Origin of the sequence: Zoogloea sp. (genome assembly GCF_017302315.1) — a bacterium.
Lineage (GTDB): Bacteria > Pseudomonadota > Gammaproteobacteria > Burkholderiales > Rhodocyclaceae > Zoogloea.
Map to the genome: position 1 here is coordinate 1 of NZ_JAFLDT010000030.1, position 11,419 is coordinate 11,419.

General features: G+C 62.8%; 11 protein-coding genes and 2 pseudogenes. 4 read left to right on the forward strand and 9 right to left on the reverse strand.

Annotated elements, in window-relative coordinates; genetic code table 11:
- From J0L98_RS10685 to J0L98_RS10700, 4 genes are all read right to left on the reverse strand, one after another.
- Positions 1 to 1,141, reverse strand: a 1,141-nt coding sequence (locus tag J0L98_RS10685; RefSeq protein ID WP_296411792.1) for a phenol 2-monooxygenase, incomplete at its 3' end; no start/stop codon positions are given.
- 14 nt (positions 1,142 to 1,155) lie between these two features.
- Positions 1,156 to 1,437, reverse strand: coding sequence for an MmoB/DmpM family protein (locus J0L98_RS10690; RefSeq protein WP_296411793.1), 282 nt, complete (start codon positions 1,435 to 1,437; stop codon positions 1,156 to 1,158).
- An 11-nt stretch (positions 1,438 to 1,448) separates the two neighbouring features.
- Positions 1,449 to 2,450 (reverse strand): aromatic/alkene monooxygenase hydroxylase subunit beta, encoded by a 1,002-nt coding sequence (locus J0L98_RS10695; protein WP_296411794.1) that lies wholly within the window; start codon positions 2,448 to 2,450, stop codon positions 1,449 to 1,451.
- 3 nt (positions 2,451 to 2,453) lie between these two features.
- Positions 2,454 to 2,756, reverse strand: coding sequence for a phenol hydroxylase subunit (locus tag J0L98_RS10700; protein WP_296411795.1), 303 nt, complete (start codon positions 2,754 to 2,756; stop codon positions 2,454 to 2,456).
- Between the two features lie 378 nt (positions 2,757 to 3,134).
- Here J0L98_RS10700 and J0L98_RS10705 point away from each other — a divergent pair, with 378 nt between their 5' ends.
- Complete coding sequence (locus tag J0L98_RS10705) at positions 3,135 to 3,257, forward strand: hypothetical protein (RefSeq protein WP_296411796.1); 123 nt, start codon at positions 3,135 to 3,137, stop codon at positions 3,255 to 3,257.
- Positions 3,258 to 3,459: 202 nt separating this feature from the next.
- Here the strand turns inward: J0L98_RS10705 and J0L98_RS21595 are convergent.
- Positions 3,460 to 3,828 (reverse strand): annotated as a pseudogene (locus J0L98_RS21595) (LysR substrate-binding domain-containing protein); the annotation flags it as partial.
- Here J0L98_RS21595 and J0L98_RS10715 point away from each other — a divergent pair.
- Positions 3,748 to 4,624: pseudogene (locus J0L98_RS10715) on the forward strand (IS5 family transposase). The pseudogenes J0L98_RS21595 and J0L98_RS10715 sit on opposite strands and share 81 nt — an antisense overlap.
- A 123-nt stretch (positions 4,625 to 4,747) precedes the next feature.
- On the opposite strand, the gene J0L98_RS10720 reads toward J0L98_RS10715, so the two are convergent.
- A complete protein-coding gene (locus J0L98_RS10720; protein WP_296411798.1) occupies positions 4,748 to 6,166 on the reverse strand; it encodes an ATP-binding protein in 1,419 nt (472 codons plus the stop codon).
- Complete coding sequence (locus J0L98_RS10725; RefSeq protein WP_296411799.1) at positions 6,163 to 6,837, reverse strand: response regulator; 675 nt, start codon at positions 6,835 to 6,837, stop codon at positions 6,163 to 6,165. Before J0L98_RS10725 ends, J0L98_RS10720 begins: the two co-directional genes overlap by 4 nt.
- A 197-nt stretch (positions 6,838 to 7,034) precedes the next feature.
- Here J0L98_RS10725 and dcd point away from each other — a divergent pair, with 197 nt between their 5' ends.
- Positions 7,035 to 7,604 (forward strand): dCTP deaminase, encoded by a 570-nt coding sequence (gene dcd / locus J0L98_RS10730; RefSeq protein ID WP_296411800.1) that lies wholly within the window; start codon positions 7,035 to 7,037, stop codon positions 7,602 to 7,604.
- 114 nt (positions 7,605 to 7,718) lie between these two features.
- Positions 7,719 to 9,962 (forward strand): arginine/lysine/ornithine decarboxylase, encoded by a 2,244-nt coding sequence (locus J0L98_RS10735; RefSeq protein WP_296411801.1) that lies wholly within the window; start codon positions 7,719 to 7,721, stop codon positions 9,960 to 9,962.
- A 74-nt stretch (positions 9,963 to 10,036) separates the two neighbouring features.
- On the opposite strand, the gene J0L98_RS10740 is transcribed toward J0L98_RS10735, so the two are convergent.
- On the reverse strand, positions 10,037 to 10,537 hold the full coding sequence (locus J0L98_RS10740) for a dihydrofolate reductase (protein ID WP_296411802.1): 501 nt from the start codon (positions 10,535 to 10,537) through the stop codon (positions 10,037 to 10,039).
- Entirely contained in the window at positions 10,534 to 11,328 is a 795-nt protein-coding gene (locus J0L98_RS10745) for a thymidylate synthase (RefSeq protein WP_296411803.1), read from the reverse strand. Before J0L98_RS10745 ends, J0L98_RS10740 begins: the two co-directional genes overlap by 4 nt.
- Positions 11,329 to 11,419: the final 91 nt, after the last annotated feature.

Here is an 11,419-nt window from a genome sequence, read left to right on the forward strand (position 1 = left end):
GGCGGTAAAGGCGGTCGAAGGTGTCGGGGTACTTGGCGGACAGCCAGGCCATGTCTTCGTCGGAGGGCAGCCACACGTGGAAGGCCGTTGCGCCTGAGAAGTTGTAGAAGGCATTCCAGGTCTGGTGGGACAGGTGTTCGGCCTCGGCGACGCTCTGCTCCCAGTACTTGGGCATGCGCAGGCCGTAGCGGCTGAGGTCGTTAAACAGGGAGCCGCCGTTCTGCACGAAGTAGATCTCCCAGGCTTCCTTCCAGGACATGACCTTCTTGGGCAGCATGTAATCCAGCATCATCGAGACCAGGCCCAGCACCTTGTAGCCGCGCCAGAACCATTTGTCGAGGTAGCGCTGGATGATCTCCACGTTGCCCGGGTCCTGCTCCAGCACGAACTTGATGCACTCCAGGCCCAGGGTCATGTGGCGGGCCTCGTCCGATTGGGATGAGAAGCCGAAGGTCACCGTGGCCATGTCGCCGTTGTAGGCGGCGCCGGACATGAAGGGCATGAACACCAGGTTGGTGAGCAGGTACTCCAACGCGAAGGAGATGGCGATGATCTGCTCGAAGGGCCCGGAGGAGATGGCATCCTCGAAGAAGGACTTGGGCACCGACAGGTACCACAGGCGGTCGTTCATCACGCTGTGGTCGTGCAGGCCGTTGAAGTACTTGTTGTACTGGCTGATGCTGTGGATCTGGGTCTGCACGTGGCGCAGTTCGTCCACCGCCTGCATCTGACAGGCGATCGCCGCGCCGGCGCCGGGAAACTGCCGCCCGAGCATGGCGAACAGGCGGTGGGCGTTGTACTCCGCCGGCGTGATGCCGGTGAAGAAGAGCTTGAGGGTGTTGACGTAGCGGGCGTCGGAGATGTTGAGGTGCCCATTGTTCTGCTGGAAGGCGTCCAGCACGGCGTAGAGTTTGCGCTCCTTCTCGGCCTGGTACTTCCAGTAGGCGTCCATGGTCATGCGGAAGGGGTCTTCCCACTTGTCCCAGTCATGGATCTTGATGCCCTCGAGGCCGAGCTGGTCGAAGACCTTGTCCATCGGCTCGTAAGTGGTGTCCCAGCCCAGGTTGCGGGTCATCAGGGCGTATTTTTCCTTGAGGCTCAGCTTCTTGCCGGCGGGCTTGGCGGTGTTCGGTGTGTTCATGGGGTGTCTCCTTGTCAGCGGTTCCACTGCAGAATCATTTCGTCCTCGGTCTCCTCGACGTTGCCGGACAGGGAGATCAGGTTGAGGTTGATCTCCTGGAGGTCCCAGGCCTGGCCAAGGATCTCCTCCACCGTGCTGCGCTTGAGGACCAGTCGCCCCGGGGCGTCGATCTTGACCATGGCGGGCAGGCGGTTGACCACTGCGTGGGGGTTGTCGCGCTGCAGCGCTTCGATGATGGGGCGGGTGTCGTCATTGGTCTGGAGGGCCATGAAGACGGTGCTCTGGATTGTGCTCATGGGTTCTTTCCTCAGGCCTGGGCGAGGCCCAGCTTGCGGATCCGTTCATCGAGGGCCGCGCGTACTGCGGCCAGGTGAGCATCGCCGCTGCCGTCGCTGAAGCGTGCGGCGATGGGGGCCAGCGCCTCGGCGGCCCGCGCCGTCCAGGACGCCGCCCAGCCGGCCAGCAGGCGGCGGTTGTCGGCGGATTCAGCGGCGGCGACTTTGAGGGAGGCATCCACCCACTTCACGTTCTCGGCGAACCATTCGCGGATGAAGTCGGTGAGCATGCCGAGGATGGCGCTGCCGGCCTCTCCGGCCCGGGCCTGGAAGCGAGCGTGGAGGAGGGGATGGATGAGGCCGTCCAGCACCAGGTTCTGGGCGACCAAGACCTCGAACCAGTCCTTCTGCACCAGGCAGTGCTCCAGCAGGCGGCGCAGGGGCTGCCAGGCTGGGTCGTGGAGCCAGCTCTCCTTGGCGGCGGCCAGGGATTGGCCGGAGTTGCCGTCGATCAGCAGGCCGATGCGCGACAGGTACTGGGCAATGCCCAGCCGGTCGTTGGTGTTGTACATGGCGCCCTGGGCCATCGGGCTGCCGTAGCAGTAGGCGGCGATGAAGCAGTTGTTGAGGTTGGCCGCCCATTCCACGTGGCGCAGGGGCAGCAGGATGCTGTCCAGCTCCTGGCGCGTGGTCGCCGGCAGGCCCGCCATCAGCCCGTTCTTGTCGACGAACTCGAAGTTCTTCTCCGCGCTCTCCTGCATGCGGGCGCGGTTGATGACGTAGGTGGCGTAATAGAACTGGCGCGGGTCGCGGAACTCATCCCAGTCCGCCATCACGATGGCCGTGCGGCCGCGGTCGTAGATGTCGCGCTGAGGGTCCCACACAGGGCGGTAGTGGAAGTTGTCCCGCGGCTGCAGGTCGAAGCTGGCCTCCTGGTAGCGGCTGGCGGGCTTGTCGGCGCCGAAGCGGCGGGCCGTGCGGGCAAAGGTCTGGCGTATCGGGTCGATGCTGGCGACCCGGATCTCGACGCTCATGGTTCAAGTCTCCTGATGGTTGTTGTAGGTGTTGCTGTGGGAAAGCGGTGCTTCGGCAGGACCGTAGAGGTAGGACTGCTGCCGCTGGAAGGCACGGGCAGCGGCGTCCTCACTCATCCGCTCGATGCCGGGCTGGCTTGCGAAAGTCTCGAAAGCCGCCCGCGGGAGGATGAGTTCGACGCAGAGTTCGGCGTCGCCAATGGCGAAGTCGAACTCGACAAAGCCGTCACTGCGTAACTGGCGTACGCGGATAAGACGGCGTGAAGGATTGAATGAGCCCGCAGGCTCGGGGATGTCCCTTTGCATGTATGTCTCCTGTGGGGCGTTCTGACGACGCCGTGGGAAAGACAGTGCAATGGGTGTGCCAGGTCTGCCAGAGGAATTGAAGGAGGCCGGATTTTGTTTTTACTGAATTGATTTCAATGGGTATTTTTATGACGGCGAAAATGCCCTGATATGCGACGGATCCATTGCGAACCCACTGGTCTTCTCTATTTCTTAAATTCCGTGCCTGGGAGGTGGAGGGTCGATTCAGAAAATGATCAATTCGCCCGCGAACCGTCCTGTTGCGCATGGAAATCCGGCTGGCTTCTGCCGACCCGACACGCCCTACAGGGGGTTTGGGCGAGTTGTGCGTAATTCGATGGGCAGGAAATCGACGAAAGCACAAACCGGTGCGGACAGGTGCCGGTTCTGCGGGTAGAGGACGGAGAATGGGCGGCTGCCGCCGCCGAAGTCCTGCGGCACCTCAACCAGATCGCCGCGGGCGACGAGTGGCGCGGCGATGAAATGGTCGATCTGGAATAGCTCGCCGTAGGCGAAGCCCTAGCTGATGCAGCCCCGCGCATCGTCGAGGATGCGGAAGCGGTTGGGTACGGTCATCTCCAAGTCCTGTCTGCGGGTATCGCGGAGGATCCAGGGCATCGGGTGGCCGCTGGTGGGTAAGGATGAACTTGAGGCAGTCGTGCACGGTTAGGTCCGTCAGGTTGCGGGATGTGCCGTGTCGGGCCAGGTAGTCCGGCGTGGCGAGGATGCCTACGCTGACGTCCTCGAGGCGATGGGTGATAAGGTGCGAGTCGCGGGGCTCGCCGAGGCGGATGGCCATGTCGAAGCCCTCATCCACGAAGTCGATGACCCGATTCGACCGGCTCAGCTCTAGGTCAATCTGTGGGTAGGCCGTTGTGAAGCGTGGCTGCCGGCAGTACTTAGGGAACCACTGTTTTATTCCCCGCCCACCCCGGCCTGCAAGCACACGCGAGGTAATCTCCCCGCCCCCTCTCGCACGAGCCCCTGACCGATGCAATCGAGCTTTTCTCACCTGGAGTACGCCGCCAAGAAGAAGCTGAAACGGCGCGACAGCTTTCTTGCCGGGATGCACGCTGCCACGCCTTGGGCGGCGTTGTAGTTGGAGATCGAGCCGTTCTACCCCAAGGGCGAAGACCGGGGGCGTCCGCCGATTGGCCTGTCGCGAATGCTGCGTATGTATGTGGTTTGTCAATGCCGACTGAAAACTGACACGCTTTTTCAGTGGTCACCGATTTAAAACTGATACACCCCCAAAGGCTGGCTCACCAGCGAGGCGATCAACGCCTGATCCTGCGTGAAGGGACCATCGTCGATGTCACACTGATCGCGGCTCCGCCCTCGACAAAGAACAAAGCCAAGGCGCGCGACCCGGAGATGCACCAGACGAAGAAGGGCAACAACCGGCACTTCGGCATGAAGGCGCACATCGGAGTCGATGCCCAGTCGGGCCTGGTGCATACCGTGGTCACGACGGCCGCCAACAGCAGCGACGTGAGCCAAACCCACGCCCTGCTGCATGGTCAGGAGCGCACGGTGTTTGGTGATGCGGGCTACCAAGGCGTCAAGAAACGTCCCGAGAACCAGGGCAAGACCGTTGAATGGCTGTGGCGATGAAGCGTAGCGTGCGCAAGGCCTTGCCAGCGGATGAACTGGGCCGGCTGCAGGATCGGTTCGAGAGACTCAAGGCGAGCATCCGGGCGAAGGTCGAGCATCCCTTTCATGTGATCAAGAACCTGTTCCGCCATCGCAAGACCCGCTACCGTGGGCTGGCGAAGAACGAGGCGCAACGGCTCTCGCTGTTTGGCTTCGCCAATTTGGTGCTTGCCAACAGGCGCATGCCGGCAATCCATAGCCGAGGTGCGTCCTGAGGGAGGGGGGCGAGGGTAAATGCCTTCGAAAATCGAGTTTTATGACTGAAGAGGCACTTTCTAGGATATTCGGGGAAAGAGCCCGCAGGCGACAAGCTGAAGGGTGATTTGTTCAGTGTTTCCCTAAAGGCACCAAAGGGCGTTGCGCTCAGGGCGGCCGTCAAAGTCTGGCGTGGCAGCAGGAATCCGCACATAAAACCCTGCGCCACGGCCATCCAGGCCGGGCCCCAGGTTCACGTGGCCGCCCAGTCGTCGGGCTGCCTGCCGCACAATGGCCAGACCCAGCCCGGTGCCTGGCTGGGTCTGGTCACTACCCCTCACGAATCGTTCGAAGATGTGAGCCTGCTCAGCGGTGGGGATGCCCGGTCCGTCATCGGCTACGCACAACAGCAGTTCGTTGCCGTCGAGGCACAGACTTACCGCCACGCGGCCACCGCGGGCGCCGTAGCGTAGGGCATTGTCCAGCAGGTTTTGCAGCGCAGACTGGAAGGCTGCCTGCTCCAGTTCCAGGACAAGGCTGTCCGGCCCGTCCAGAGACAGCTCCTGGCCTCGTTCCTGGGCAGCCGGCACCGCCTGGGCCAGCAGGCTTTGACTCAGGGCTGCGACATCCACGGCTTTGGGCTTGGGTGGCCGGGCTTCATCCAGGGCAGCCAGGGCTAGCAGTTGCTGGGACAGATGGGAAGCGCGTGCCAGGGCAGCATCCATTGCGGCTTCCGCCTGTTGTCGGTCGGTGTCTTCGACGGCGCGGGCCAGCACATGGGCTTGGGCGGAAATCACCGCCATGGGGGTACGCAGTTCGTGGGCGGCGTCGTGTACGAAGGCCCGCTCTCGCTGCACGGTGTCGTGCAGACGCTGAAGCAGGGCATTGAAGGCGTCGATCACCGGGCGCAGCTCGGCATACTTGAGATCAACGCCCAGAGGGGACAGATCGTCCGGTGCGCGCCCGGTGAGGTGATGGGCCAGTTGCTGGACGGGCTTGATGCCTTGACGCACCGCCAGCCAAACGGGCAGCAGTATGAATGGAAAGGCCAGCAGGAGCGAGGGTGCCAGCTCCCGGCCCAGGTAGCTGATGATCGTGCCATCGCTCGGCTCGGGCTCGGCCAGGCCGATCTGCCATGAACCCCTGTCGGCTCGTGCCACATGGTATGGATGGCCCTGGATAAGCTGCAGAACCGGCTTGCCGGTTGCTTCGCCAAGCGGGGGCGCGCCTTCGCTGGCGTAGATCAGGCTACCGTCCTGTCGGCGCAGCTCAAACAACAAGGGGGGCGCGCCCAGGCTGTCCTGACGGGAGCGATTGGTCTGGCGCTCCAGTGTCTGCATCAGTTGGGAAGCCGTGGTGGCGTCGGTGCTGGTGGCCAGCAGATCGGCCATCTGAGCAGCGGCATTTTGCAGCGCGGCCTGTTCGTCGCGGAGGTGCCGAAAGTCGGTGTAGTCCTTGGTGATGAGAACCATGGCCACGAGGGCGAAGGCCAGCACCACTGCCACCACCATACGTCTCACCAGACTGGGCTGATGCCACTTTGCCTTTCGTTCCGGGCTCATGCTTGGGGAGATTCCCTGACTTCCAGCCGGTAGCCCACGCCACGTACGGTGTGGATGCGTTCCGCACCGATCTTGCGCCGAAGATTGCTCAGGTGAACTTCCAAGGCGCCAAAATCGAGCGGATCGCCCAGGGGCTGCAGGCGTTGCGCCAGTTGCGCCTTGGGCTGTACCTTGCCCGGCTCCCGCGCCAGTTCTAGCAGTAGCTGGAACTCCCGTGGCGACAGGGGCAGGACCTCGCCTTGCACGCGTACTTCATGGCGGCGGGGTGAAATGAGCAGATCGCCTACAGTCCATTCTTCGCTGGCCTGACGCACCGAGCGCCGCAGTACGGCGTGGAGCCGTGATACCAGCTCGGCGATGGCGAAGGGTTTGATCACGTAGTCGTCAGCCCCACCGTCGAGCCCGGCGAGACGATCCTCAAGGGCGCTGCGGGCAGTGATGACGACGACGGGCAGGGTCACGCCGTTACGGCGCCAACGGGCCAGCAGATCCAAGCCTTCGCCGTCAGGCAGCCCCAGGTCGAGGAGGGCCGCATCCGCCAGGCTGGCGGCTGGGTCGCGGGGAGCGTCTCCGGCCCGGCGCAGCCATTCGCTGGAGATTCCTTCCGCCTTGAGGGCGTGCTGGAGCGCCCGGCCGAGATCGAGGTCGTCTTCGATGATCAGTAGATGCATGGGAGCCTGATGCGGATATGTCAGCCGGGGACCCGGGTTTGCCCTTGGCGCACGCCGGATCTTGTGCTCACCTCGGTGATTGGCTGCACGAAGCCCTTCGCGCAGTGGGTTGGCAGCGGACGTCTTTGGCAGTCTTAGCTTACACGCCAGGCTCCGTCCTTGGGTAGAATGCTCCCCTTTCGCAATCGAGGCCCAGCATGAGCATCAAATCGGACCACTGGATTCGCCGCATGTCGGAAGGCGACGCGCGAATGATCGAACCCTTTGCCCCCGAACTGGTGCGCCAGAACGAGGGCGGCAAGATTGTTTCCTACGGTACGTCGAGCTACGGCTACGACGTGCGGGTGGCCAACGAGTTCAAAATCTTCACCAACATCAACTCCACCATCGTGGATCCGAAGAACTTCGACGAGCGCAATTTCGTCGACTTCGTCGGCGATGTTTGCATCATCCCGCCGAACTCCTTCGCCCTGGCCCGCACCGTGGAGTACTTCCGCATCCCGCGCAGTGTGCTGACCGTATGCTTGGGCAAGTCGACGTATGCGCGTTGCGGCATCATCGTCAATGTCACCCCCCTCGAGCCCGAGTGGGAAGGCCATGTGACGCTGGAGTTTTCAAACACCACGCCACTGCCGGCAAAGATCTACGCCAACGAGGGCGTCGCCCAGATGCTGTTCTTTGAGTCCGACGAGGTGTGCGCTACCTCATACAAGGACCGGGGTGGCAAATATCTGGGGCAGACTGGCGTAACCCTGCCGAAAATCTGAAATACTTGTCAGCTACAGTTTGAATGACGGGCGGACCGTGCGCAGCCACGCAGGTCCGCCCAAAGCTTTTTGTTGATCCGCCCGCACTGAACATCGGGCATCGAGGAGTCGAGCATGCGCTTCAATTTTCCGGTCATCGTCATCGACGAGGACTTCCGTTCGGAAAACACGTCGGGGCTGGGCATCCGTGCCCTGGCTGAAGCCATCGAGAAGGAGGGCCTCCAGGTGCTGGGGGTGACCAGCTATGGTGACATGGCCTCTTTTGCCCAGCAGCAGAGCCGTGGCTCCGCTTTCATCCTGTCCATCGACGACGAGGAGTTCTCGTCGCCCGAGGCTGCCGCCAAGGCCATCGCCGACCTGCGCGCCTTCGTCAGCGAGATCCGGGCTCGCAATGCCGACATCCCCATCTTCCTGCACGGTGAGACCCGCACTTCCCGCCACATTCCGAATGATGTGCTGCGTGAGCTACATGGTTTCATTCACATGTATGAAGACACGCCTGAGTTCATCGCCCGCAACGTGGTGCGTGAGGCCAAGGCCTACCTTGAATCCCTGCCGCCGCCCTTCTTCCGGGCGCTGACCCATTACGCCTCGGACGGCTCCTATTCGTGGCATTGCCCGGGCCATTCGGGCGGCGTTGCTTTCCTGAAAAGCCCGGTCGGCCAGATGTTCCACCAGTTTTTCGGCGAGAACATGCTGCGTGCTGACGTCTGCAATGCGGTCGAGGAGCTCGGCCAGCTGCTCGACCACACCGGCCCGGTGGCGGCTTCCGAGCGCAACGCGGCGCGCATCTTCAACTGCGATCACTTGTACTTCGTCACCAACGGCACGTCCACGTCCAACAAGATCGTCTGGCACTCCACCGTGGCACCGGGCGACATCGTGGTGGTGGACCGCAACTGTCATAAGTCGGTGCTCCACGCGATCATGATGACCGGCGCGATCCCGGTCTTCCTGATGCCGACCCGCAACAACTTCGGCATCATCGGCCCGATCCCCCGCAGCGAATTCGACTGGGAGAGCATCCAGCGCAAGATAGCCGCCAACCCCTTCATCTCCGACAAGACCGCCAAGCCGCGGGTGTTGACCATCACCCAGTCCACCTACGACGGCGTGCTCTATAACGTTGAGGCCATCAAGGACGAGCTGGACGGCAAGATCGACACTCTGCACTTTGATGAAGCCTGGCTGCCCCACGCAGCCTTCCACGATTTCTATGGCGACTACCACGCCATCGGCGCCGACCGCCCGCGCTGCAAGGAGTCGATGATCTTCTCGACTCAGTCCACTCACAAGCTGCTGGCCGGGCTGTCCCAGGCTTCGCAGATCCTGGTGCAGGACGCTGAACAGCAACGCCTCGACCGGGACGTGTTCAACGAGGCCTACCTCATGCACACCTCCACCAGCCCTCAGTACGCGATCATTGCGTCCTGCGACGTGGCGGCGGCGATGATGGAGGAGCCCGGCGGCACGGCGCTGGTGGAGGAATCCATTGCCGAAGCCCTGGATTTCCGGCGTGCCATGCGCAAGGTGGACGAGGAGTGGGGGGCCGACTGGTGGTTCAAGGTGTGGGGCCCGGACGATCTGTCCGAAGAAGGCATAGAGGAGCGTGACGCCTGGATGCTCAAGCCCGGCGAGCGCTGGCATGGTTTCGGCAATCTGGCCGAAGGCTTCAACATGCTCGACCCGATCAAGGCCACCATCATCACCCCGGGCCTGGACGTGGATGGTGAGTTTGCCGAGCGGGGCATCCCCGCCGCCATCGTCACCAAGTACCTGGCCGAGCACGGCGTGATCGTCGAGAAATGCGGCCTGTACAGCTTCTTCATCATGTTCACCATCGGCATCACCAAGGGCCGCTGGAACAGCATGGTGACAGAGCTGCAGCAGTTCAAGGACGACTACGACAAGAACCAGCCCCTGTGGAAGGTGCTGCCCGAGTTCGTCCAGAAGAACCCGCGCTACGAGCGGGTGGGCCTGCGTGACCTCTGTCGTGACATCCACGCGGTGTATCGCGCCAACGACGTGGCGCGCCTGACCACCGAGATGTACCTGTCCGACATGATCCCGGCCATGAAACCGGCGGATGCCTTCGCCAAGATGGCTCACCGCAAGATCGACCGGGTGTCCATCGATGAGCTGGAAGGACGAGTCACCAGCGTACTGCTGACGCCCTATCCGCCGGGCATCCCGCTGCTGATTCCGGGTGAGCGTTTCAACCGTACCGTGGTGCGTTACCTGCAGTTTGCCCGCGAGTTCAACGAGCGCTTCCCGGGTTTCGAGACCGACGTGCATGGCCTGGTGAAGGAAGCCCGTGATGGCCGCATCCACTACTTCGTGGATTGCGTGAAGGACTGAAGCGTACCGATGCGCATGCGACAACAAAAAACGCCGCAGATCTGCGGCGTTTTTTGTTGGATGCCTGCCGGGCTTCAGCGCCGCCGTTCGTAGGTGACGAAGGCGAAGGGCAGGCCGGTGGCAGACTGCTGGGGAAGGCGGCTGGCTTCAGCCCACTCTTCCGGGCTGAAGGCCGGGAAGAACGCGTCGCCCGGGTAGTCCTGATCGATCTCGGTGAGGATCAGGCGGTCGGCCAGAGGCAGGGCCTGACGATACAGCTCGGCACCACCGATCACATAGGCGATATCCGCATCACCTGCAGCGCTCAGTGCCTCCGGCAGGCTACCAACGACGGTTCCGCCCGTTGCCCGAAAACCAGCATTGCGGCTGACCACGATGTTGAGCCGGCCCGGCAGCGGCCGGAAGGCCTCCGGCAGGGATTCCCAGGTCTTGCGCCCCATGATCACCGGCTTGCCGCGAGTGGTCTCTCGGAAGAACTTCATGTCTTCCGGAAGGTGCCAGGGCAGGCGGTTATCGATGCCGATCACGCGGCCCCGCCCGCAGGCGGCGATCAGGGCCAGCACGGGCCTGCTCATACGGCCACCGGAGCGGAGATGTGGGGGTGCGGGTCGTAGCCTTCGAGGGTGAAGTCGTCGATGGTGAAGGCGAAGATGTCTTTCACGTCGGGGTTGATGCGCATTGTTGGCAGGGCGCGGGGCTCGCGGGACAACTGCAGTTGCGTCTGCTCCAGGTGATTCACGTACAGATGGCAATCGCCGCCGGTCCATACGAAATCGCCCGGCTCATAGCCGCACACCTGGGCCACCATCATGGTGAACAGTGCGTAGGATGCGATGTTGAACGGCACACCCAGGAAGATGTCGGCACTACGCTGGTAAAGCTGGCACGACAGCTTGCCCCCGGCCACGTAGAACTGGAACAGGGCGTGGCAGGGTGGCAGGGCCATGCCCTCGATTTCACCCGGGTTCCAGGCCGACACGATGTGGCGGCGGGAGTCCGGGTTCTTCTTGAGAGCCTCGATGAGCTGGGCGATCTGGTCAATGCTGCGCCCGTCCGCGGTTTCCCAGCGGCGCCACTGCTTGCCGTACACCGGGCCGAGCTCGCCGTTCTGATCGGCCCACTCGTCCCAGATCGACACCTTGTTGTCCTTGAGGTACTTGATGTTGGTCTCTCCACGCAGAAACCACAGCAGTTCGTGAATGATCGAGCGGGTGTGGAGTTTCTTGGTGGTGAGCAGCGGAAAGCCCTCGGCGAGATCGAAGCGCATCTGCCAGCCGAAGACCGAGAGCGTGCCGGTGCCGGTGCGATCATCCTTGCGGTGGCCGCGTTCCGCCACGTGGCGCATGAGTTCGAGGTACTGTCGCATGGGGCTTGTCGGCAAAAGCCATCAGTTTACCCGATCGGCGGCCGGGAAGCGTCCGGCGGCATGTGACGCAGTTTGTGTCCGGCGTGTGTCG

Bases quoted from the DNA above. Each gene is read 5' to 3' on its own strand.
- J0L98_RS10690 (WP_296411793.1), bottom strand. From the start codon at position 1,437: ATGAGCACAATCCAGAGCACCGTCTTCATGGCCCTCCAGACCAATGAC.
- J0L98_RS10695 (WP_296411794.1), bottom strand. From the start codon at position 2,450: ATGAGCGTCGAGATCCGGGTCGCCAGCATCGACCCGATACGCCAGACC.
- J0L98_RS10700 (WP_296411795.1), bottom strand. From the start codon at position 2,756: ATGCAAAGGGACATCCCCGAGCCTGCGGGCTCATTCAATCCTTCACGC.
- J0L98_RS10720 (WP_296411798.1), bottom strand. From the start codon at position 6,166: ATGAGCCCGGAACGAAAGGCAAAGTGGCATCAGCCCAGTCTGGTGAGA.
- J0L98_RS10725 (WP_296411799.1), bottom strand. From the start codon at position 6,837: ATGCATCTACTGATCATCGAAGACGACCTCGATCTCGGCCGGGCGCTC.
- dcd (WP_296411800.1), top strand. From the start codon at position 7,035: ATGAGCATCAAATCGGACCACTGGATTCGCCGCATGTCGGAAGGCGAC.
- J0L98_RS10735 (WP_296411801.1), top strand. From the start codon at position 7,719: ATGCGCTTCAATTTTCCGGTCATCGTCATCGACGAGGACTTCCGTTCG.
- J0L98_RS10740 (WP_296411802.1), bottom strand. From the start codon at position 10,537: ATGAGCAGGCCCGTGCTGGCCCTGATCGCCGCCTGCGGGCGGGGCCGC.
- J0L98_RS10745 (WP_296411803.1), bottom strand. From the start codon at position 11,328: ATGCGACAGTACCTCGAACTCATGCGCCACGTGGCGGAACGCGGCCAC.